This window comes from Leclercia sp. CFBP8987, from assembly GCF_034044995.2.
In the GTDB taxonomy this organism is placed as follows: Bacteria; Pseudomonadota; Gammaproteobacteria; order Enterobacterales; family Enterobacteriaceae; genus Enterobacter; species Enterobacter tamurae.
The window spans coordinates 2335243-2356732 of sequence record NZ_CM188255.1; the positions used below are offsets into that span (position 1 = coordinate 2335243).

General features: G+C 59.0%; 20 protein-coding genes. 14 read left to right on the forward strand and 6 right to left on the reverse strand.

All coding sequences use genetic code 11. The features are described from left to right. Positions 1-3 precede the first annotated feature (3 nt). Positions 4-510 (reverse strand): RrF2 family transcriptional regulator, encoded by a 507-nt coding sequence (locus SOM40_RS11285; protein ID WP_320530955.1) that lies wholly within the window; start codon positions 508-510, stop codon positions 4-6. 202 nt (positions 511-712) lie between these two features. Here SOM40_RS11285 and SOM40_RS11290 point away from each other — a divergent pair, with 202 nt between their 5' ends. From SOM40_RS11290 to SOM40_RS11330, 9 genes are all read left to right on the forward strand, one after another. After that, entirely contained in the window at positions 713-1915 is a 1203-nt protein-coding gene (locus SOM40_RS11290; protein ID WP_320530954.1) for an NAD(P)/FAD-dependent oxidoreductase, read from the forward strand. A 143-nt stretch (positions 1916-2058) separates the two neighbouring features. After that, positions 2059-3678 carry a TIGR04028 family ABC transporter substrate-binding protein gene (locus tag SOM40_RS11295; RefSeq protein ID WP_320530953.1) on the forward strand — a complete coding sequence of 540 codons (1620 nt, stop codon included), beginning with the start codon at positions 2059-2061 and terminating at the stop codon, positions 3676-3678. Between the two features lie 10 nt (positions 3679-3688). Then, positions 3689-4633 carry an ABC transporter permease gene (locus SOM40_RS11300; RefSeq protein ID WP_225758795.1) on the forward strand — a complete coding sequence of 315 codons (945 nt, stop codon included), beginning with the start codon at positions 3689-3691 and terminating at the stop codon, positions 4631-4633. Continuing rightward, positions 4630-5481 carry an ABC transporter permease gene (locus SOM40_RS11305; RefSeq protein ID WP_320530952.1) on the forward strand — a complete coding sequence of 284 codons (852 nt, stop codon included), beginning with the start codon at positions 4630-4632 and terminating at the stop codon, positions 5479-5481. Before SOM40_RS11300 ends, SOM40_RS11305 begins: the two co-directional genes overlap by 4 nt. Continuing rightward, on the forward strand, positions 5478-7079 hold the full coding sequence (locus SOM40_RS11310; protein ID WP_320530951.1) for a dipeptide ABC transporter ATP-binding protein: 1602 nt from the start codon (positions 5478-5480) through the stop codon (positions 7077-7079). Before SOM40_RS11305 ends, SOM40_RS11310 begins: the two co-directional genes overlap by 4 nt. Next, complete coding sequence (locus SOM40_RS11315) at positions 7076-8065, forward strand: putative FMN-dependent luciferase-like monooxygenase (protein ID WP_320530950.1); 990 nt, start codon at positions 7076-7078, stop codon at positions 8063-8065. The genes SOM40_RS11310 and SOM40_RS11315 overlap by 4 nt, the downstream gene beginning before the upstream one ends. A gap of 9 nt (positions 8066-8074) precedes the next feature. Then, complete coding sequence (locus SOM40_RS11320; protein ID WP_320530949.1) at positions 8075-9166, forward strand: alkylhydroperoxidase domain protein; 1092 nt, start codon at positions 8075-8077, stop codon at positions 9164-9166. Positions 9167-9262: 96 nt separating this feature from the next. Then, positions 9263-9856, forward strand: a complete 594-nt coding sequence (locus SOM40_RS11325; protein WP_106992887.1) for a TetR/AcrR family transcriptional regulator — start codon at positions 9263-9265, stop codon at positions 9854-9856. A gap of 74 nt (positions 9857-9930) precedes the next feature. Continuing rightward, positions 9931-10530 carry an NAD(P)H-dependent oxidoreductase gene (locus tag SOM40_RS11330; protein WP_320530948.1) on the forward strand — a complete coding sequence of 200 codons (600 nt, stop codon included), beginning with the start codon at positions 9931-9933 and terminating at the stop codon, positions 10528-10530. 86 nt (positions 10531-10616) lie between these two features. Here the strand turns inward: SOM40_RS11330 and araJ are convergent, their stop codons facing one another. Further along, entirely contained in the window at positions 10617-11792 is a 1176-nt protein-coding gene (gene araJ / locus SOM40_RS11335) for an MFS transporter AraJ (RefSeq protein WP_320530947.1), read from the reverse strand. Between the two features lie 201 nt (positions 11793-11993). Here araJ and ppk2 point away from each other — a divergent pair, with 201 nt between their 5' ends. The 3 genes from ppk2 (at position 11994) to SOM40_RS11350 (ending at position 13506) form a co-directional block, all read left to right on the forward strand. Then, the gene (gene ppk2 / locus SOM40_RS11340; protein WP_166182471.1) at positions 11994-12818 is read left to right on the forward strand and encodes a polyphosphate kinase 2; all 825 of its coding nucleotides are present in this window, start codon (positions 11994-11996) and stop codon (positions 12816-12818) included. Between the two features lie 176 nt (positions 12819-12994). Next, positions 12995-13183 carry a hypothetical protein gene (locus SOM40_RS11345; RefSeq protein WP_312997505.1) on the forward strand — a complete coding sequence of 63 codons (189 nt, stop codon included), beginning with the start codon at positions 12995-12997 and terminating at the stop codon, positions 13181-13183. Beyond that, positions 13183-13506: a CcdB family protein gene (locus SOM40_RS11350; protein WP_106992892.1), complete on the forward strand. Its 324-nt coding sequence runs from the start codon at positions 13183-13185 to the stop codon at positions 13504-13506. Before SOM40_RS11345 ends, SOM40_RS11350 begins: the two co-directional genes overlap by 1 nt. Positions 13507-13604: 98 nt before the next feature. On the opposite strand, the gene fdnI is transcribed toward SOM40_RS11350, so the two are convergent. Genes fdnI through fdnG form a run of 3 tightly spaced genes read right to left on the reverse strand, consistent with a single transcriptional unit; the run spans position 13605 to position 18197 of the window. Beyond that, positions 13605-14261 (reverse strand): formate dehydrogenase-N subunit gamma, encoded by a 657-nt coding sequence (gene fdnI / locus SOM40_RS11355; protein ID WP_106992893.1) that lies wholly within the window; start codon positions 14259-14261, stop codon positions 13605-13607. Beyond that, positions 14254-15138 carry a formate dehydrogenase subunit beta gene (fdxH, locus tag SOM40_RS11360; RefSeq protein ID WP_106992894.1) on the reverse strand — a complete coding sequence of 295 codons (885 nt, stop codon included), beginning with the start codon at positions 15136-15138 and terminating at the stop codon, positions 14254-14256. The genes fdnI and fdxH overlap by 8 nt, the downstream gene beginning before the upstream one ends. A gap of 11 nt (positions 15139-15149) precedes the next feature. Then, positions 15150-18197 (reverse strand): formate dehydrogenase-N subunit alpha, encoded by a 3048-nt coding sequence (gene fdnG / locus SOM40_RS11365; RefSeq protein WP_166182475.1) that lies wholly within the window; start codon positions 18195-18197, stop codon positions 15150-15152. 222 nt (positions 18198-18419) lie between these two features. On the opposite strand from fdnG, the gene yddG reads away from it, so the two are divergent. Further along, a complete protein-coding gene (yddG, locus tag SOM40_RS11370) occupies positions 18420-19307 on the forward strand; it encodes an aromatic amino acid DMT transporter YddG (protein WP_320530946.1) in 888 nt (295 codons plus the stop codon). A gap of 120 nt (positions 19308-19427) precedes the next feature. Here yddG and SOM40_RS11375 read toward each other — a convergent pair whose 3' ends face one another. Continuing rightward, complete coding sequence (locus SOM40_RS11375) at positions 19428-20360, reverse strand: LysR substrate-binding domain-containing protein (RefSeq protein ID WP_261643672.1); 933 nt, start codon at positions 20358-20360, stop codon at positions 19428-19430. A 171-nt stretch (positions 20361-20531) separates the two neighbouring features. Here SOM40_RS11375 and SOM40_RS11380 point away from each other — a divergent pair, with 171 nt between their 5' ends. After that, positions 20532-21482, forward strand: coding sequence for a branched-chain amino acid ABC transporter permease (locus SOM40_RS11380; RefSeq protein ID WP_320530945.1), 951 nt, complete (start codon positions 20532-20534; stop codon positions 21480-21482). Positions 21483-21490 lie beyond the last annotated feature (8 nt).

Consider the following 21490-nt stretch of genomic DNA (forward strand, 5'->3'; position numbering starts at 1 on the left):
GGCCTACGAATTCCGCCGCTCCGCAATCCACTCCTGCACCTCAATCAAAAATGTATCTGGTGCCTTACGGTACATTTTGCGCGCCAGATCGAGAATGGTATGTCGCGCCAGCTCCTCTTCCATCCGCTGCTGGGCGCTGTCCATCACCGAGCGCACCCCGCACGGCCCGTCGCAGACCCAGGCCGGAGGCGTTTCGTCGAACACCGCCAGCCGCTGACGCACTTCCCGACACTCAAACATGTTCTTCTCGCCGTCGATGGCGTGGGCCACATCCAGCACGGTGATCAGTTCCGCAGGCCGCGCCAGGCGGAAACCGCCGCCCTTTCCTTCGGTGCTGCTCACCAGCCCGGCGCGTGACAGGCGCGTGAAGATTTTGCCCAGATAGTCGTAGGGTACGCCCTGCAATGCCGCCATCTCCCTGACGCTCATCTCGCGGTCGTTCCCTTTCGCATCCACCATGGTCATCAGGCTATGAATGCCGTACTCCACACCGGAACTGTAAAAAGCCATGCTTAACTCCGAAGTTATTATTCCGGGTCATTATAGCCGTATTCAGCGTAGTAAAGACAGCCCGCACCCCACCTTTCCAGCTAACCTTCTGTTTTTAAAGCTCATCACCTTTTAACTCAGAAAGAAGTTGTCGCAGTTAACTACGACAAGTATAGTTGCAGTCACGTCAGCCAGAGGGCTTGATGAGAAAAAAGGATCGAAGATGAAGAAGCACATTTTAATTGTCGGCAGCGGTTTTGCCGGTATGTGGGCAGCAGTGAGCGCCGCGCGTCTGGCTGATTTAACGGGAACTGATGACCTGCAGATCACCGTACTGGCCCCTCGCCCGGAGCTGCGCATCCGCCCGCGCTTTTATGAAGAGCAGGTCGCAGGCTATGCCGCCCCGTTAAGCGATCTCTTTGCTGAACTTGATATTCACTTTATTGCCGGTTCCGCAGAACGTATTGATGCAACACAGAAAAGCGTCTGGTATCGCGATCCTCTGGGCAATGTAACCCTGGTCTGTTACGACCGTCTGATTGTGGCGACCGGCAGCCAGACCCGCCGTCCGGCCATTGCCGGTCTGGCCGAATTTGCCTTTGATATCGATCAGCTGGAATCCGCCCAGTTTTTTGAAAATCACCTTGATTCACTGGCCTCACGCCCTTCCACGCCGGAACGTAACACCGTGGTGGTGTGCGGGGGCGGTTTCACCGGCATTGAGCTGGCAACCGAACTTCCTGCCCGTCTGCGGGCCCGTTTCGGCAATGATACACAGACTAAAGTTATCGTAGTTGAGCGAGGCACCGTAATTGGCGGGCGCTACAGCGAAGAGCTTCGTCATACCATCGAAGAGGCGAGCAAAGAACTGGGCGTAGAGTGGCGGCTCAACAGTGAGATCGAAGCCGTCGATGCCTGCGGTGTCACCCTGAAAAACGGCGAGCGTATCCCTGCCGCCACCGTCGTCTGGACGGCGGGGGTGGAAGCCCATCCCCTCAGCCAGCAGATTGCGGGCGAGCGCGACGGCCAGGGGCGCTTAGTGGTCAACGAGAGCCTGCAGGTGCCTGGCCACCCGGAGGTCTACGCCACCGGGGACATGGCCCACGCCCGTACCGACGATCTTGGCAACACGGCGTTGATGACCTGCCAGCACGCCATCCAACTGGGCAAATTCGCCGGGCATAACGCCGCCGCCAGCCTGTTAGAGGTAGCACCCTTTCCCTATCGTCAGGTGAACTACGTTACCTGTCTCGATCTGGGTGGCTGGGGCGCGGTTTACAGCGAAGGCTGGGACCAGAAGGTAAAATGCGTTCGCGATGAGGCGAAGAAAATCAAAATCGCCATCACCAACGAGTTGATTTATCCCCCGGCGGCCGACCGCGCCGTGGCCTTTGCCGCCGCCGATCCGCTGGCGAAATTTGTTTAGTGCCTGCCAACCGCGCCACTCCCGGCGCGGTTTTATTATTTCCACTTTCCGCAAATCCTTAGCTCAATTCCTTGGTTCCTTTCTGTTCTTCCCCGCCCGAAGATGCTTTCGACGCTAACAAGAAAAAACATAAGGAATTCACCATGCAAACCCCATTTCGCCTGCCGCTGCTGACGGCGCTTATTCTTGCGACAACGGCGGCTTATGCTGCCGATACCCCGGTTAAAGGCGGCATCCTGGTTTATCTGGAACAGCAGGCGCACACCAACCTCTATGCTCCGGCGGGCGGGTTTTACCCCAACGGCGGGATCCTGAATCAGATAACCGACAAGCTTACCTGGCAAAACCCGAAGACGCTGGAAGTAGAGCCGTGGATCGCCGAGAGCTGGTCCACCAACACCGATAAAACCGAATACACCTTTAAAATCCGTCCAGGGGTGACCTTCTCCGACGGCACGCCGCTGGATGCTACCGCGGTAGCGAAGAACTTCGATACCTACGGCAAAGGCAATAAGGCCCAGCGCCTGCCGGTGTCTGAAGTGATCAACAACTACGACCGCAGCGAAGTGATCGACCCGCAGACGGTGAAGTTCTACTTCAAAAAGCCGTCCCCGGGTTTCCTGCAGGGCACCGCCACTATCGGCTCGGGGCTGGTCTCGCTGAGTACGTTACAACGTAACTTTGAAGAGCTGGGCGACGCCCGACATATCATCGGCTCTGGCCCATTTGTGGTGAAAGATGAAAAGCTGGGCCGGGAAGTGAATCTTCAGGCGCGGAAAGACTACGCCTGGGGGCCGAAAAACCTCGCCCAGCAGGGCCCGGCTAACCTCGACGGCATCACCTATCTGGTGACCCCGGAAGACAGCGTTCGCGTCGGGGCGCTGCTGGCCGGTCAGGCCGACTTTATCCGCCAGGTGCAGGCCTATGACGAAAAACAGGCCACCGAACAGGGATATCACATCTATGCCGCCCCAACTCGCGGGGTAAACGACAGCATCAGCTTCCGCCCTGATAACCCACTGGTGGCCGACCTGCGGGTACGCCAGGCGCTGCTGCACGCCACCAATGCCAGACAGGTGGTTGAGACCCTGTTTTCGTCGAACTACCCGCAGGCCAAATCAGTGATTGCCGATTCCGCCGCTGGGTATGTCGATCTCAGCGACAAGCTCACCTTCGACCCGGCCAAAGCCAGCGCCCTGCTGGATGAAGCTGGCTGGAAAGCAGGCAGCGACGGCATCCGCTCTAAAGACGGTCAGCGTCTGGCCCTGACCATCTACGAATCCCTGCCGCAGCCGCAGAATAAAGAGGTGTTGCAGCTGGTGGCCCAGCAGTGGCGCCAGGTGGGTGTCGCCCTCAACGTGAAGGCCGGTGATGCCGGGAGTCACGTTCTCGACAACCTCGATCCGCTGAAAACGCCGCTCACCGTCTCGGAAGTGGGCCGCGCCGACCCGGACGTGGTGAAGAGCATGTTCTACCCAAATAACCGCGACGCCCTGCTGCAAAAAGGGGGCTCCAGCGACAAGGTCAACAGCTTCCGCGACGACAAGCTCAACGAGCTGCTGGTGAACATCTCCGCCGAAATAGACCCGCAGAAGCGCCTCCAGCTAACCGGCGATGCCCAGCGCTACCTGCTGGATAACGCCTACGTGATCCCGATCTTCGAGGAGCCGCAGGTGTTCGCCGGTGCGCCCTGGCTGAAAGGGGTGAGTTTTGAAGCGGTCGGTCGCCCGTCGTTCTACGGCGCGTGGCTCGAAAAACACTAAGGGGACAATGATGAGCCACTATCTGCTGCGACGGGCCGGGCTGGGGCTGCTGGTGCTCTGGGCGGCGTTTACTTTGTCCTTCGTGCTGCTTCAGGTGCTGCCGGGGGACGCGGTGCTGATCAAGTTCCAGAACCCGGACCTGGGTCTGAGCCCGGCGCAAATCGAAGAGATGCGGATTGCTTACGGGGCCGACAGCCCGCTGTGGCAACAGTATCTGCATACCCTCGGGGCGATGCTGCGCGGCGATTTTGGTTTCTCCGTTCAGGCGGGGGTGGCGGTGAGCGAGCTTATCGCCACCAATCTGCCGGATACCTTAAGCCTGGCGCTGCCCGCCTTTGCGCTGGCGGTGGTGCTGGCCTTCTCCCTGGCGCTGGCCTCGCGCCTGCCAGGGCTGCGCTGGCTCAGCAACGCTATTCAGTCCCTGCCGGTGCTGTTTATCTCCCTGCCGACCTTCTGGCTGGGGATCGCCCTGATTCAGCTGTTCTCCTTCCAGCTGCGGCTGATCCCGGTGATTAACCCGACCCCATTGCAGGGGCTGATCCTGCCGATAATCACGGTCGCCATTCCGATCTCCGCCCCGCTGGCGCAGATCCTGATGCGCAGTCTGGATCAGGTGGCTGCCCAGCCGTTTGTCGCCGTGGCGCGGGCCAAAGGGCTAAGCGAAACCGCCGTCCTCTGGCGGCACGTCACCGGCAATGCCCTGCTACCGGTGCTGAACATCGCCGGGCTGCTGCTGGGCGAACTGATTGCCGGGGCGCTGATCACCGAAACCGTGTTTGGCCGCAGCGGGCTGGGGCTGCTGACCCAGCAGGCGGTGAATAACCAGGATATCGCCGTGTTACAAGCAGTGGTGATGATCTCTGCCCTCGGTTTTGTGCTGATTAACCTGCTGGTGGATCTGCTGATGCCGCTGTTCGATCCCCGCCTGCAAACCGTTACCGGAGGTGCTGCATGAGCCTTGTTGATTATGCTGCCGCGGCGCGTAAGCGCATCCCCACCTGGGGCGGAGTGCGCTGGCAGCCGGGATTATGGCTGGCCTGGGCCATTATTACCGCCGCCGCACTCGCCGCCATCGCGCCGGGGCTACTCACCCACTTCAGCCCGATTGAGGGCATTGCCGGGGCGCAGCGGCTGGCTCCCCAGGCGGACTACTGGCTTGGCACCGACCAGCTGGGACGCGATGTCTATACCCGCATCGTCTATGGCGCCTCGCACTCCCTGAGCGCCGCGCTGGTGGCAGTGGCGATGGGGCTGTTTATTGGCACCGCTATCGGCGTAATTGCCGGGGCCTTTGCCGGACGGGTGGAATCGGTGCTGATGCGCCTGGTGGACGTTCTGCTTGCCATCCCCTCGCTGCTGCTGTCGCTGACCGTCATCATTCTTCTTGGCTTTGGCACGGTTAACGCCGCCATCGCCGTTGGGGTAGCGTCGATCGCCAGCTTTGCCCGCCTGGCGCGAGGAGAGGTGGTGCGTATCCGCCACAACGACTATGTCGAAGCGGCGTTTGGCAGCGGGGGCACCTTCTGGACGGTGCTGTGGCGCCACATTCTGCCCAACTCCCTGACCGCGGTGCTGGCTTTTGCCACCTTGCAGTTTGGTCAGGCAATCCTGGCGCTGTCCACACTCAGCTTCCTTGGCTATGGCACCCCACCGCCGATCCCGGAGTGGGGCTTGCTGATTGCCGAGGGGCGTAACTATCTCTCCACCGCCTGGTGGTTAACCACCTTCCCCGGCCTGGTGGTGATCGCCGTGGTGCTGGCCACAAACCGTATCAGCCGTCAGTTAAGCGGAGATCGCTCATGACCGTGTTATCAGTGGAAAACCTGACCCTCAGCTACCGCACCGGACGCGAGTGGCGCGAGGTTGTGCATAACGTCAGCTTTACCCTCGGGCGCGGCGAAATGCTGGCCTTTGTCGGCGAGTCCGGCTCGGGCAAAACCACCACCGCGCAAGCGATTATCGGCCTGCTGGCGGATAACGCCCGCCGCGACGGGGGCAGCATTCGCCTGAACGGGGAAGATCTCAGCCAGTGGTCGGCCAAACGCCTCGACAGCCTGCGCGGGGCGCGCATCAGCCTGGTGCCGCAGGATCCGGGTAACTCCCTTAATCCGGTGAAAACCGTCGGTGCCCAGGTGGGTGAAATCCTGCATCTGCATCAAAAAATCAACAAGGCCGAGGGCGATAAACAGGTGCTGGTGCTGTTGACTAAGGTCGGCCTCAGCCACCCGGAGCAGCGGATGAAGCAGTTTCCGCATCAGCTCTCCGGCGGCATGAAGCAGCGGGTATTGATTGCCATCGCCATCGCCCTGCGCCCGGACGTGATCGTTGCCGATGAACCCACCAGCGCCCTGGACGTCACGGTGCAGAAACGCATTCTCGATCTGCTGGACGTCCTGCGGCGTGAATCCGGCACCGCGGTGCTGTTTGTCACCCATGACCTCGCCCTCGCGGCCCAGCGGGCCGATCGGCTGCTGGTATTCCGCCACGGCGAGGTGCAGGAGCATGGCGCTACCGCCGACGTGGTGCGCGCCCCGCAGCACGCCTATACGCGCCAACTACTGAGCGATCTGAACGGACAGCGCTTGACCATCGCCCCGGTGTCGGGTCGTGCTCTGGCCTCTCCGGCCATCCAGGCTATTGGTATTAGCAAACGCTTTGGGCTGGGCAAAGGTCATCAGCTGCAGGCTCTGGATGACGTCAGCTTTGCCGTGCAGCGCGGCAGCACCCACGCGCTGGTGGGTGAGTCGGGTTCGGGTAAAACCACCCTCGCCCGGATCCTGCTCGGCTTTGAGCAGGCCGACAGCGGCCAGGTGATCATCGATGACATCGACGCCACCACCCTCAGCCACGAGGCGCGCCGTCAATTGCGACAGAAGATCCAGTTCGTCTATCAGAACCCGTTTGCCTCGCTGGACCCGCGCCAGACGCTGTTTGAGATCATCGAAGAGCCGCTGAAGAATTTCGCCCCGGTCAGCAAGGCCGAACGCGCCGCCCGGGTGGAGAGCGTCACCCGTCGGGTGGCCCTGCCACCGGATCTGTTAACCCGCACCGCACAGGAACTGTCGGGCGGCCAGCGACAGCGCGTGGCCATTGCCCGGGCCCTGATCCTCGAGCCGACCATTCTGGTGCTGGACGAGGCCACCTCGGCGCTGGACGTCACCGTGCAGGCGCAGATCCTCGCCCTGCTCCAGCAGCTACAACAGCAGCTGGGGCTGACCTATCTGTTTATTACCCACGACCTGGCGACCGTCCGGCGTATTGCCCACAGCGTCACCGTGCTGCGCAGCGGTCAGGTCGTGGAGCACGGCGCGGTGGAATCACTGTTCGCCGCCCCGCAGAACGACTACACCCGCGAGTTGATCGCCGCCATTCCCCACTTTTCAAAGAAGGAGTACGCATGACGCGTAAACGCCTGGGTTTCTTCACCCGCCTGCTGGACGATGTGCCAGCCAAAGAACGCTATCGCCTGGCGACAGAGCAGATCCGCCATGCCGAGCGCTACGGCTTTGACACCGCCTGGATCGCCCAGCACCACTTCCACGAGCGTGAGGGCGGCCTGCCGTCGCCGCTGGTGTTCCTTGCCCATATCGCAGCATTCACTTCCCGCATTCGGTTGGGCACCGCCATTATCACCCTGCCGCTGGAGAACCCGCTGCGGGTGGCGGAAGACACCGCGGTACTGGATCTCTTATCCGACGGGCGGCTGGAGGTGGGGTTTGGTTCCGGCGGGACGCCGACCTCGTTTTTGCCGTTCGGACTGACCATTAACGAGCGGGCGGCCACCTTTGCCGATCACCTGCACCTGATCAACAGCGCCTGGCGCGGAGATTCCCTGACCCACCCGGATAACCATCTCTATCCGCCTGCGCCAGGGCTGACGGAGCGGGTATGGATCGCCACCTTCTCGGTGGAGGGCGGCGTGCGTGCCGCCCGGCAGGGCCATGGGTTGATGCTCTCCCGCACCCAGCCGCGCCCGGAGGACAATCTTGCGCTGCCGCTGGATGCGATCCAGAACCCGATAATCGACGCCTATCTCGACGCCCTGCCGTCCGGGGTTGCCCCGCGCATTCTGGCCTCGCGCACCGCGTTTGTCGCCGACAGCGATGCGTACGCCCTTAAGGTCGCCGAGCCGGGCCTGACCCGTCAGGCGCAGCAGCATCAGGCCGCCGGGCATGCGCTTAATGGTGACACTGTCACGGATTATATCCGCCAGTTTGACGCCCATATCGGCGCGCCGCAGACGGTCCTCGCTTCGCTGGCGCAGGATTCGGTCCTGACGCGCGCCACCGACATTTCGTTCCAGGTGCATTCGGTTGAGCCGTCGCATCAGGACACCTTGCGTTCGATTGAGTTAATCGCAGAGCAGATCGCCCCTCATCTTTTATAAGGAGTCACTATGGCTTTAAGTCAGGATATTCTCGCCGAACTGGCGGAGATCGCCCCGGGTTCCCCGCTGGCACAGGCACGACTCACCCGCGAGGCGGCAACGCGTCACGCGCAGGGGAGCTACGAAACGTTATTCAGTCAGCAGGACGCCGACTTTGCGCTGGACGAGCGCTTTGCGGTGGCGGCAAAAGTGGCGAAATGGCACAACGCCGACGCGCTGGCAGCCCACTACGCCGGGTTTGGCCTGGCGGATCCAACGTCCGTGCGCCTGACCCCTGCCCTGACCTTTGCCCGGCTGCTGACCTTCTCGCCGGTTCAGGCTACCCCAGGGGCGATCAACGCCCTCACTCTGGCGGGCTGGAGCAAAGAAGGCATTGTTACCCTTGCGCAGCTGATCGCCTTTGTCAGCTTCCAGAGCCGCCTGATTGTCGGCCTGCGGCTGCTCAATGACAAACCAGTGCCGGCCAGCGATGACCCGGTGGTGGCGGGCCCCTGGCACACCGTGCCGCTGACTAAAAACGGCAAAGCGGCCCCGGTGGAATTTACTCAGCTGGAGTTAGGCTGGGAGCCGTGGCTGGCCCCCAAACCGCTGGCGGAATTTACCCCCGATGAGCAGGCGATCCTCGCGAAATTCGGCCATACCGACTCGGACTATTTCCGTCTGCTGGGACGCAATCTGCCGGTGCTGGAGCAGCGTACCTTAACCGATAAAGGCATTTTCTATACCTCGGGCGGCCTGTCCCGGGCGGAGCGAGAGCTGGCCGCCGCGGTGACCAGTAAAATCAACGGCTGCATCTACTGCGCGTCCGTTCATGCGCGCAAAGCCAGCCAGCTGTCGAAGGACAACGCTGCCGTAGAAAGGCTGCTGGCGGTCGAGCCGGGGCAGTCGCTGAGCAGCGGGCAGTCCCCGCGCTGGCAGGCGGGGATTGATTTTGCTGCCGCGCTGTCGGTCACCCCGCCTGCGGTAACACCAGGGCATTTGGCCGAGCTGGAACGTCAGGGGCTGGATACCCTCGCCCAGCTTGATCTGGTGCAATCCGCAGCGTTCTTCGCCTGGGCTAACCGGCTAATGTTGACGTTGGGTGAGCCCTCGCTGCCATGAATGCATTCAGGCTCCCGCTACGGGAGCCTTTTATAATTCAGCCTCGCCAATAAACCGTGTAAACTACTTTTAGTAGACAACGGGCGCGAGGGAAATATGGTTGTTAAGCGGTTAAGAAAAGAGGATCGCCGGGTGCAGCTGCTGGAGGTTGCTCGCGGGATCGTGCGTCAGCAAGGCACCGAGGCGCTGACGCTGGGTTATCTGGCCGAGCGGGCGAATGTCACCAAGCCTATCCCCTACGATCACTTTGGCGACCGTGAAGGGTTGTTGATGGCGCTGTATCAGGATTACAGCGACCAACAGTTAAAAAAATTCCGTGAGACGCTGAAGGTCGATAACAAAACGCTGGAAAAGACTGTCCGCTTTTTCAGTGCCGCCTATATTGATTGCGCGATCAGCGCCGGGCCAGAGACCGGGCCTATCGCCGCTGCACTCTCCGGCTCCCGGGCGCTGCAGACCTTTCGCGAGGCTTGCGTCGCCGATTGTGCAGACTGCCTGCGCATGGCGCTGTCCCCCTATATCACCCTGAAAGGGGTGCAGGGTGAAGCAGCGTTGACGGCCATCATTGGTGCGGCGGATGCGCTCAGCACCGCCGCGAGCAACGGCGTACTGGCACGTAACGTCGCGGAGAATACGCTCAGCGGCGCGATGTTTGGCGTACTGAACACCTGTACCAATAGCACAAAATGAGTGCTGCCGACGGATTGACACCTAAGTTACCAATAGTAATATAAGTAGCACGTTAACTCCGTGCTGAGGTGGTTATGTCTGTAACAGATGTCATAGATAATGCGCTGATCTTGACGGCTCACCCTGTCGAAAATTCGTTATCCCACACCCTGGCGGCGCGCATTGCCGCGCGCCTGCGTGAACAAGGTACTCAGGTCGAGATGGCCGATCTGCATGCCGAAGCCTTTACACCAGCTATGCAACGTGCCGATCTTGCGCTGTATCACGGGGATGCCAGCGCCCTTCCCGCCGATATTCTGCGTGAACAACAGCGTGTGGAGCGGGCTGATATGCTGGTGTTTGTCTTCCCGGTGTACTGGTGGTCGGTGCCTGGCCTGCTGAAAGGCTGGTTTGATCGGGTGCTCACCCTGAACTGGGCCTACAAAGTGGCGGAAGATGGCCGGATTGTGGGAAATTTACGCGATGTTCCGGTCCGCCTGATCGCGACGGGGGGTAGCGATCTTACAGGTTTCGATAAACACGGTTATTCGACGGCGATACGCACCCAGTTAGTCGAAGGTGTTTTTGGTTTTTGCGGCCTGAAGAACGTCAGTCTGGATATTCTCTATCAGGCAGATACCGCCTCGTCAGATCAGATCGACGATTTCCTGCACAATCTTGAAAGCGTGATGTGAGTGTTTTTTGCCCGGCGGCGCTGCGCTTGCACGGGCCTACTGATTTTGTAGGCCGGGTAAGCGCAGCGCCACCCGGCAATTCACTCTCAGGCTAACGCCTGGGCATTCCCCCCAGCACGGCGGCCTTTCAGATACCCATACATCAACAGCGACGACATGGCGCAGAACGACAGCGCCGCCGCAGGCAAGGTCACGTAACTCCAGCTAAAGCCCAGGGTAATCATCATCCCGCCAAAGTACGCCCCAATAGCGCTGCCGAGATTAAACGCCACCTGCCCCCCCGCCGCACCCAGCATCTCCCCGCCCTGCGCATTTTGCAGGAGCAGGATCTGCAGCGGTGCCGACAGCGCAAACAGCCCGGCGCAGCAGATAAAGCCCATCACCAGCGAGGCCGCAGGCATCTGACCGAAGGCAAACAACAGCAGAAGCGACAGGACAATCACCAGATCGGTGATCGCCGCAATGCGCAGCGGGCTGTAGCGCCCGGAGAGCTTGCCGCTGAACAGGTTGCCCAGCACCATCCCCAGCCCCATCAGCATCATGATGGCGGTCATCACCCCTTCGGAAAAGCCCGACACGTTGATCATGAACGGCTTCACGAAGCTGAACCAGGCGAAGACCCCGGCGTTGCCGAACATGGTGGCGGCGAAGATAAACCACGGCTCCGGTTTCTTCAGGAAGTGGAACTGCTCACTCAGGCGACGCTGGGTGGTATCGAACGTCTGCGGCACCCACAGGACGATCGATACCATTACCAGCAGGTTAAAGGCGGCAATCAGGAAGAAGGTGTAACGCCAGCTGAAATGATGCCCGAGCCAGGTCCCGAATGGCACCCCCGCAAGGTTGGCCACCGTCATCCCGGCGACCATACCCGCCACCGCCAGCGTCACTTTGCCCGGCGGCGCAATACGCGACAGGATAATGGTGCCGACGCCAAAGAACGCCCCGTGGGGAAAACCGGAGACCAGCCGCCCAATCGCCAGCATGGTATAGGAGGTGGAGAAGGTGAAAATCGCATTGCCGATAAGGCACAGCGCTACGAGGAACAGCAGGATCGACTTTAAGGAGAACTTACTGGAGAACAGCGCGATGATCGGCGCCCCTATCACCACCCCAAAGGCGTAAAACGAAATCATATTTCCGGCGGAGGGAATGGTGATCCCCACATCCCGCGCCAGTTCGGTTAACACACCCATAATGCCAAATTCGGCCATGCCGAGGCCAAAGGTGCCAAGTGCTAACGAAAACACCGTCTTTTTCATACCACAACCACTTGTTAAAAAATTGCAACCAGCATTATTGAACAATCTTGTATGGTGAGCCAGTTCAAATCGCACCGCTGGCCGATTCCTCCATCAATTCGGGTAGGCTGTGAATATTTTCCGCAAGCTAGCTCAGCCCTGATTACACTTCAAAGTGTTATGTCGCACCGTACCGTCAGAATCCCTGTAAAGGAACGCATCATGGCAGATAAAGATAAGAAGAAAACCAAACCTGTAGAGAAGCTAACGCCCCCCGCCCCGCTTAAGCGTACGGAGTACGAGAAAGAACTGCACCGCCTGCATGTGGAGCTGGTCAAGTTGCAGCGCTGGGTGGTGAGTAAGGGCCTGAAAGTGTGCGTCGTCTTCGAAGGGCGCGACGGCGCGGGTAAAGGGGGCACCATCAAGGCCCTGACCGAACGCGTCAGCCCACGCGTGTTCCGGGTGGTGGCCCTGCCGGCCCCGACTGAGAAAGAGAAAAGCCAGCTCTACTTCCAGCGCTATGTGCCGCATCTGCCCTCAGCGGGGGAGATCGTGATATTTGACCGCAGCTGGTACAACCGCGCGGGCGTTGAGCGCGTGATGGGATTTTGTACGGAAGACCAGGTCGAGAAGTTTCTCGATGGCGCGCCTATCATCGAAAAAGCGATGGTCGATGCGGGCATTATTCTGATCAAATACTGGCTGGAAGTGACGCCGAAAGAGCAGGAGCGGCGTCTGCGCGACCGCATCAACGACGGGCGCAAAACCTGGAAGCTGTCGCCAATGGACATCAAATCCTTTAACCGCTGGGATGAGTACACCGAGGCGCGCGATGCGATGTTTGCCGCCACCGACACCGCCTGGGCACCGTGGTTTGTTGCCCGCTCCGAAGATAAAAAGCGTGCGCGGCTGAATATTATCTCCCATCTGCTGACGCAAATTCCCTATAAAGAGTTGCCAGAAGAAGAGGTCAAATTACCGAAACGTAAAATCGGCAAAATTAAACCAACCGCTTATCCGTTCCGTTATATTAAAGAGAAGTTCTGACGATTACTGCCCTCCTGGTTATTTATCGGGAGGGTGCTCCCCAATAATCTTGCCTGATTTCACCGTATTGCTTTTGTCTGGAAGCATGCTCGCAATTCCTGAATTACCAGGCGGTTCGGTATTGTTTTTTATTGTTGGCGACTGATAATGGCTGCACCGACACAGGAGAACAAACAATGAAAACAAGTATCAAGGAAAAAAGCCCAGGAAAGGATCATTTAACTGGCGCCCCACCGCGCCCGGTATTAACGGCAGAGGAGCGCACCGAGCAGCGCAAACGCGATAAAGAATTCATGAAGGCTATGAATGAGTTCGTCGCTAAATATGGAACCCTTACCGACGATGAATTTTTTAGGGTGATATAATGCTAAAACAATTTAACGTTTATCGTAATTCGTCTATTTTGACCAATAAAGAACTACCCTACTATATGATTATTCAACATGATTGTTATGACGATCTGGAAACACGCGTCATCGTTCCTTTAGTACGGGCGCGTAAGCTTCCACTCTGGCATGAACACCTTGCACCGCGCATCAATATTGATTTCGAAAGCTTATTAATATTTTCACCTATGGTGACGAACGTCAATAACAGAAAAATTAACAGCAGAGATTTAATTTGTAATTTGCGTAATACGCGCCAGGATGTCGTTGGTGCCATTGACTCGCTAATAACCAACACCTGACCTCCCAAAAAACCCGCTCCGAAATACCTTCCGGAGCGGGGGGCTTTCCCCGTAGGCCCGCGCAAGCGCAGCGCCGCCGGGCACAACAGGCGATGAGATTACTTCATCCCTTCACTAACATCTTTTTTCGCTTCCAGACGTTCCACGTCCCGATACCAGCGTGGGTGGTGTTTCTGCGCCCAGCGGCGGCTCACCTTCCCTTCGATCATCCCTTTAATCGAGCCTTTGACCCAGAACGCCATATACATATGGATCAGAATGGCGTGGATCAAAATAATGGCCGAGGTGGCATGGATCAGCAGGCTATAACGCACCACCTGCATCGGGAAATAGTGCGCAAAGTACGGACGCCAGATAATGACCCCGGTTACCAGCAGGACAAAAATCATGCTCATGATGGTCCAGAACATCATCTTTTGCCCGGCGTTATATTTACCCACTTTCGCGACTTTGTGCTCGTTGCCTTTCAGCACCTCAACAATACCCTTCAGCCAGGGAATATCCTGCTTGTCCGGGATGTTGTGATGCACGAAACGCACGAACATAAACATCAGCGCCACGAAAATCAGCACCCCAAAGAACGGATGCAGAATGCGTCCCATCTGCGGTGTGCCGAAGGTCTCCGTCAGCCACTGCAGCGTCGGGAAGAAGAACGAAATCCCCGACAGCGACACCAGGAAGAAGCAGATCACCACCGTCCAGTGACAGGCGCGGTCAACAAACTTCGTGCGCACGATCATCTTTGACTTACTCATGGTGCTCCTCCTCATCGTCATCCACCTCTTTGTTCGGCCCGATACCAATGTAGTGATAAATCAACCCGGCAAAGGTGGCGATAAAGCCCGCCGCAGAGAGCGGTTTAAGCGCGCCTTTCCACAGGTTGATGGAGGTATCGATCGCCGGATCTTTCGGCAGATTGTGATACAGCTCCGGCTGGTCGAGATGGTGCAGGACATACATCACGTGCGTCCCACCCACCCCTTGCGGATTGTAGATGCCCGCATTGGCGTAGCCGCGCGCTTTAAGCTTATCGACCCGCTGCTGGGCTACCTCCAGCATCTCCTTCTTGGTGCCAAAGTGAATGGCGCCCGTCGGACAGGTCTTCACGCACGCTGGCTCCTGACCGACGCTGACGCGATCCACGCACAGGGTGCATTTGTAGACCCGGTTATCCTCTTTATTGAGGCGCGGCACGTTGAACGGACACCCGGCGATGCAGTACCCGCAGCCGATGCAGTTATCCTGCTGAAAATCGACGATGCCGTTGGCGTACTGAATAATCGCCCCGGCGGACGGGCAGGCTTTCAGGCAGCCCGGATCCTCGCAGTGCATACAACCGTCTTTGCGGATCAGCCACTCCAGCTTGCCGTTCTGCTCGGTTTCGCTAAAGCGCATTACCGTCCAGGATTTGGCGCTCAGATCTGCCGGGTTGTCGTACACCCCGACGCAATGGCCCACTTCGTCGCGGATATCATTCCACTCTGAACAGGCCACCTGGCAGGCTTTGCAGCCCACGCAGGAGGAGACATCGATAAGCTTTGCCACTTCAGCTTTGTAATCCCGCGCGCGAGGCGCGGGCGTAATGCCGTTTGTGGCGGAGCGTTTGATGACGTCTTGTGTTTCCATCGACATGTATTCGCTCCTTATGCTTTCTCGATGTTGACCAGAAACGCCTTATACTCCGGCGTCTGCGAGTTGGAATCCCCTACCGCAGGCGTCAGGGTATTGGCGATATAGCCCTTCTGCGCCACCCCTTCAAAGCCCCAGTGCAGCGGAATACCCACCGTTTCCACCTGCTGTCCGTGAACGTTCAGGGCCTGCAGACGACGGGTAACCACCGCCACGGCACGAATAAACCCGCGCTGGCTGCTGACCTTGACGCGATCGCCGTTGGCAATCCCTTTGGCCTGCGCCAGGGTCTCGCTGATCTCGACAAACTGTTCCGGCTGAGCGATAGCGTTCAGTCGCGCATGCTTGGTCCAGGTGTGGAAATGCTCGGTCAGGCGATAGGTGGTGCCGACGTACGGGAACTTGTCTTTCTTGCCCATCCGCACGGCATCTTCCTCGTAGACTCGCACCACCGGACTGGAGACCACGTTCGGGTGCAGCGGGTTGGTGCCCAGCGGCGTTTCCATCGGCTCGTAGTGTTCCGGGAACGGCCCTTCTGCCAGCTTGTCGATGGCAAACAGACGTCCCAGCCCTTCCGGCTGCATGATAAACGGCCCGGTGTTACTGCCCGGCGCGGCGGTGTTGTAGTCCGGAATATCGTTCCCGGTCCACTTCGTCCCGTTCCACTGGATCAGCATCCGTTTCGGATCCCACGGCTTGCCGTTGATATCCGCCGAGGCGCGGTTGTAGAGCACGCGGCGGTTGAGCGGCCACGCCCAGGCCCAGCCCAGCGTATTGCCCAGCCCTGACGGGTCGGCATTATCGCGGTTGGCCATCTGGTTGCCCTGCTCGGTCCAGCTCCCGGTGTAGATCCAGCACGACGACGCGGTGCTACCGTCATCACGAAGTTGGGCGAAGCTGCTCAGCAGCTGGCCTTTCTTCGCGATCAGCACACCGTTAGCGTCGTAGAGATCCGCCAGCGCGTAGCCGTTGTTCTCTTTCGCCACCTCTTCCGATTCCGGATGATCCGGCTGTTTGTAATCCCAGCTCATCCGCAGCAGCGGCTCGACGCCTTTACCGCCTTCGGTGCGGTACATCTCGCGCAGGCGATGGTAAATCCCGGCCAGGATCTCGCCGTCATTACGCGCTTCGCCCGGGGCATCCTGTCCTTTCCAGTGCCACTGCAGCCAGCGGCCGGAGTTAGCAATAGAGCCGTCCTCTTCCGCGAAGCAGGTGGACGGCAGACGGAAGACCTCGGTCTGAATGGAGGCGGGATCCACGTCATTCATCTCGCCGTGGTTCTGCCAGAAGGTGGAGGTTTCGGTCACCAGCGGATCGATTACCACCATGTACTTCAACTTGCTGAGGCTGGCGACAATCTTGTTCTTATCCGGGAACGATGCCACCGGGTTGAAGCCCTGGCAGATATAGCCTGTGACCTGGCCTTTCGACATCATGTTGAAGTACTTAATGACGTCGTAAGACTGATCCCATTTCGGCAGCCAGTTAAAGCCCCAGTCGTTCTCCTTCTGTGCCGCATCGCCGTAGAAAGATTTCATCAGGCTGACGAAAAACTTCGGATAGTTGCTCCAGTAGTTCACCTGGTCAGGCAGCGTCGCTTTCGGCGTGTTTGCCGTCATATAGCTCTGCAGATCGGTCTGTTTCTCGGACGGCAGCGTCAGATAGCCGGTCAGGCTGGTGGACAGCAGACCGAGATCGGTCAGGCCCTGGATGTTGGAGTGTCCACGCAGGGCGTTGACCCCGCCACCGGCCATGCCCATGTTGCCGAGCAGCAGCTGGATCATCGCCATGGTGCGGATGTTCTGCGCCCCGACGGTGTGTTGCGTCCAGCCCAGCGCGTACAGGAACGTCGTGGTTCTGTCCGCGGCACTGGTGGAGGCCAGCACTTCGCACACTTTCAGGAAATCGGCTTTTGGCGTGCCGCAGATATTCTCCACCACCTCTGGCGTATAGCGGGAGACGTGCTGTTTCAGCAGGTTCCACACGCAGCGCGGGTCGGTCAGGGTTTCATCGCGTCTGGCATAGCCGTTCTCGTCGAACTGATAGTTCCAGGAAGACTTATCGTACTGGCGTTTTTCGGCGTCGTAGCCGCTGAACAGCCCGTCTTCAAAGGCAAAATCTTCCCGCACCAGCAGATTGGCGTTGGTGTAGTGCTTAACGTACTCGGCGTTAATTTTGTTGTTTTCGATCAGGTACAGCAGCACGCCGGAGAGGAACGTAATGTCCGTGCCGGAGCGGATGGGCGCATAGATATCAGCCACCGATGCCGTACGCGTAAAGCGCGGATCGACGACGATAAGCGTCGCATCATTATTGTTTTTCGCTTCCATCGCCCAGCGGAATCCCACTGGATGAGCTTCAGCGGCGTTACCGCCCATCACCATCACGACGTTGGCGTTTTTGATATCAACCCAGTGGTTGGTCATCGCACCGCGACCAAATGTTGGAGCAAGACTTGCTACCGTTGGTCCGTGTCAGACGCGCGCCTGGTTATCTACCGCCAGCATGCCGAGGGAGCGCACAAATTTTTGCGTCAGCATGCCGGTTTCATTACTTGCCGCCGAGGCGCACAGCATCCCGGTGGAGGTCCAGCGGTTCACCGTCACGCCCTGGTCGTTGGTCTCAACGAAGTTGGCGTCGCGGTCGGCTTTCATCAATTTCGCAATCCGGGTGAAGGCCTCATCCCAGGAGAGTCGCTGCCATTTGTCGGAACCCGGCGCACGGTATTCCGGGTAACGCAGACGGTTTTCGCTGTGGACATAGTCCAGCAGTCCCGCCCCTTTCGGGCATAACGCCCCACGGCTGACCGGATGATCCGCGTCGCCTTCAATATGATAAATCGACTCTTTGGCGTTCTTCGCGCCATCACCCAGGCTATACATCAATAGCCCGCATCCCACGGAGCAGTATGTGCAGGTGTTACGGATCTCTTTCGCGCGCAGCAACTTATAGTTGCGCGCCTGAGCCAGCGCCATTTTGGGAGCGAACCCTAAAGCAGCTACTGTCGTACCGGCCATACCGCCCGCGCAGATTTTAAAAAACTGTCTGCGGCTGACGTCCATTGCTGTCCTCGTTAGATCATTGAGAATTCCGGCGGAAAACTAACAGCAAAGCCCCTGTTTTTTTTGCGGCAAATCAATATCGGAAAACTTCGCCCTCTTAATAGTCAGCGGGGAGCCGTTTTGTTACTGCTTAAGGAGTAGCGGCGAGGAGAATAATTCGCGGAAGGTACTGAATCAGTGCTATAAATTTGCCCCTGAAAATGTAAAGACTGTGGAAATAAGATGGACAGAAAAAAAGCCACACTCATCGGGCTGGCCGCGATTGTGCTCTGGAGTACGATGGTCGGCCTGATCCGGGGAGTGAGTGAGGGGCTGGGCCCGGTAGGCGGCGCGGCGATGATCTACACGCTCAGCGGTTTACTCTGTCTGGTCACGGTCGGGTTTCCCAATCTGCGCCGTTTCTCGCACCGCTACCTGATGGCCGGCAGCGTGCTGTTTGTCAGCTATGAGATCTGTCTCGCCCTGTCGTTAGGCTACGCCACTACCCGACACCAGGCGATTGAGGTGGGAATGGTTAACTATCTCTGGCCGAGCCTAACCATCGTCTTTGCCATTCTGTTTAACCGCCAGCGCTCGACCCTGTGGGTGATCCCGGGGCTACTTATCTCCCTGCTGGGCGTCAGTTGGGTACTGGGTGGCGAAAATGGACTCAATCCGACGGAGATTGCCCGCAATGTCATCTCCAACCCGCTAAGTTACGGCCTGGCCTTTGTCGGGGCCTTTATCTGGGCGGCCTACTGCACCGTGACCAGTAAATATGCGAACGGGCAGAACGGGATCACGCTGTTTGTGCTGCTGACGGCCCTGACCCTGTGGGTTAAATATCTCTTCAGCGATCAGCCGGAGATGGTGTTCAGCGTGCCGGTGGTGATCAAGCTGCTGATGTGCGGCGTGGCGCTGGGGTTTGGTTATGCGTCGTGGAATATCGGCATTCTGCACGGCAATGTGACGCTGCTGGCAGCGGCCTCCTATTTTACCCCAGTGCTGTCAGCGGCGCTGGCGGCGGTGCTACTCAATGCGCCCCTGTCGTTTAGCTTCTGGCAGGGAGCGCTGATGGTGTGCGCCGGGTCGCTGCTGTGCTGGTATGCTACCCGCACGCGGAGGGGGTGAGGGCAACGCCGGGCGGCGCATGCGCTTGCCCGGCCTACGGCGTAGAGTCGTTTGTCGGTTTTGTAGTTTTGTAGGCCGGGTAAGGCGTAGCCGCCACCCGGCGTTGTTGCACCCGTGTAACTATTCCTGCCCTGCCGCACGCCGCAGCCAGCTTTGCAACAGCTTGCCGTCCTGGCTCATCTCGCCGTCCTGACGCACGCACAGGTAGTAATCCCGGCCATCGTCGATCGGCAGGTCAAAAATCTTCACCAGTTCACCGCTCTCCAGATAGGGCGCAATCAGCGGCTCGCGCATCAACGCGCAGCCCAGTCCCGCCTGCACCCCCGCCAGGGTTAACAGCCCGTCTTCAAACATCGGTCCGCTGCGGCGCAGGGGGCGTTTTACCCCCTGCTGGACAAACCACTGCTGCCAGGTGGCGCGCTCCTCATCATGCAGGAGCGGCATCTGCAGCAGCTGTTCGGGGGTATCGATATGCCCGTGCAGGCGCAAAAAGGCCCGGCTACAGACCGGCACCATCTGCCCGGAGATCAGCTTCTCGCTCTGATAGCCCGCCCACTGCCCGTTACCAAAGCGGATCGACATATCCGAGGCATCGCTCAGGTAGTTGCGGTGGTTGGCGTAGACCACGTTAATTTCGGTCTGCGGGTTCGCCCGCATAAACCCCGGCAGGCGCGGGATAAACCACCCCATGCCAAACAGCGGGATCAGGCTGATGGTCACCTGGCGGGTCTGCACCTGCTCAAGCAGATGCCCGGTGGCCTGACGCAGGACGTTAAAGGCCGCGCGGATCGAGCGGTAATAATCCCGCCCCTGCTGGCTGAGGATCAGTCCGCGTCCCTGGCGTTCGGTCAGCGGCATCTGCAAATACCCTTCCAGCACTTTCAGCTGATGGCTGACCGCCGAGGGCGAGATGGCCAGCTCCTGGGCCGCCTGGGTCACGCTGCCCAGCCGGGCTATCGCCTCGAAGGCCCGTACTGCCCGCAGCGGCGGATCGTTCGCCAGTCGGCTCTCGGCAAAGGCTGACAACGCCAGGGATTGTTCTGTTTTATTCATATATTGATCTGTTATGGATAATCAGGTTATTCAGCCATTTATCGTTACCTTGAAAATCAATCAGATAACGCAAGCTCCAAAAATCATAAGAAAGAATATATGCGTATTTCACAATTTAATTCAATTATTAGATGTTACCCGCTGAAAAGAGCAATTTGTCGGGTAGGAACGTTGGACACTCTCATACAACAACTGATCAACGGCGTGATGCTGGGCAGCATCTACGCGCTGATCGCGCTGGGCTATACCATGGTGTATGGCATTTTGCGCATTATTAACTTCGCCCACGGCGATATTTTGATGGTCGGGGCGCTGACCACCCTGTCGGCCCTGAATCTTCTCAGCAACCATTTCCCGGCCATGCCGCAGCTGCTGCAGCTCGGCTTTGCGCTGCTGATCGCCATGGCGGTCTGCGCCCTGCTGGCGATGGCGGTTGAGCGCTTTGCCTATCGCCGCCTGCGTAATGCTCCCCGGCTGGCACCGCTGATCTCCGGGATTGGCGTGTCGGTGCTGCTGCAAACCGTGGCGATGATTATCTGGTCGCGTAATCCGCTGATGTTCCCGCAGATCCTGCCGATGGACCCGATTGCCATCACCGCGGGCAGCGAAGCGCATCCTCCGGCGATTGTCACCGTCACCGGTATCGTGACCGTGGCGCTGGCCCTGATGGTCATGACCGGCCTGTGGCTGCTGGTGGAGTACACCCGCCTCGGCCGCGGTATGCGTGCTGTGGCGGAAAACCCGCGTGTCGCCACCCTGATGGGAGTCAACCCTAATGCGATCATCACCCTGACCTTTGCCATCGGCGGTATTTTTGCCGCACTGGCGGGGGTGATGATGGCCAGCAACTACGGCAACGCCAGCTTCTCGATGGGCTTCCTGCCCGGGATCAAAGCCTTTACCGCAGCGGTACTTGGCGGCATCGGCAACATTCGCGGGGCGATGATTGGCGGGATCCTGCTGGGCATTATCGAAGCGCTGGGCGCGGGCTATCTGGGCGAGCTGACGAACGGCGTGTTCGGCAGTAATTATCAGGATGTGTTTGCCTTTATCGTGCTGATTCTGGTGCTGGTCTTCCGTCCGGCGGGTCTGCTGGGCGAGCGCGTGGCGCACAGGGCGTAAGGGAAAAA

Coding starts and splice junctions, on each gene's coding strand:
- SOM40_RS11330 (WP_320530948.1), top strand. CDS start 9,931: ATGTCTGTAACAGATGTCATAGATAATGCGCTGATCTTGACGGCTCAC.
- yddG (WP_320530946.1), top strand. CDS start 18,420: ATGGACAGAAAAAAAGCCACACTCATCGGGCTGGCCGCGATTGTGCTC.
- SOM40_RS11345 (WP_312997505.1), top strand. CDS start 12,995: ATGAAAACAAGTATCAAGGAAAAAAGCCCAGGAAAGGATCATTTAACT.
- fdnI (WP_106992893.1), bottom strand. CDS start 14,261: ATGAGTAAGTCAAAGATGATCGTGCGCACGAAGTTTGTTGACCGCGCC.
- araJ (WP_320530947.1), bottom strand. CDS start 11,792: ATGAAAAAGACGGTGTTTTCGTTAGCACTTGGCACCTTTGGCCTCGGC.
- fdxH (WP_106992894.1), bottom strand. CDS start 15,138: ATGTCGATGGAAACACAAGACGTCATCAAACGCTCCGCCACAAACGGC.
- SOM40_RS11350 (WP_106992892.1), top strand. CDS start 13,183: ATGCTAAAACAATTTAACGTTTATCGTAATTCGTCTATTTTGACCAAT.
- SOM40_RS11310 (WP_320530951.1), top strand. CDS start 5,478: ATGACCGTGTTATCAGTGGAAAACCTGACCCTCAGCTACCGCACCGGA.
- SOM40_RS11320 (WP_320530949.1), top strand. CDS start 8,075: ATGGCTTTAAGTCAGGATATTCTCGCCGAACTGGCGGAGATCGCCCCG.
- SOM40_RS11290 (WP_320530954.1), top strand. CDS start 713: ATGAAGAAGCACATTTTAATTGTCGGCAGCGGTTTTGCCGGTATGTGG.
- SOM40_RS11325 (WP_106992887.1), top strand. CDS start 9,263: ATGGTTGTTAAGCGGTTAAGAAAAGAGGATCGCCGGGTGCAGCTGCTG.
- SOM40_RS11300 (WP_225758795.1), top strand. CDS start 3,689: ATGAGCCACTATCTGCTGCGACGGGCCGGGCTGGGGCTGCTGGTGCTC.
- SOM40_RS11295 (WP_320530953.1), top strand. CDS start 2,059: ATGCAAACCCCATTTCGCCTGCCGCTGCTGACGGCGCTTATTCTTGCG.
- SOM40_RS11285 (WP_320530955.1), bottom strand. CDS start 510: ATGGCTTTTTACAGTTCCGGTGTGGAGTACGGCATTCATAGCCTGATG.
- SOM40_RS11315 (WP_320530950.1), top strand. CDS start 7,076: ATGACGCGTAAACGCCTGGGTTTCTTCACCCGCCTGCTGGACGATGTG.
- SOM40_RS11375 (WP_261643672.1), bottom strand. CDS start 20,360: ATGAATAAAACAGAACAATCCCTGGCGTTGTCAGCCTTTGCCGAGAGC.
- ppk2 (WP_166182471.1), top strand. CDS start 11,994: ATGGCAGATAAAGATAAGAAGAAAACCAAACCTGTAGAGAAGCTAACG.
- SOM40_RS11305 (WP_320530952.1), top strand. CDS start 4,630: ATGAGCCTTGTTGATTATGCTGCCGCGGCGCGTAAGCGCATCCCCACC.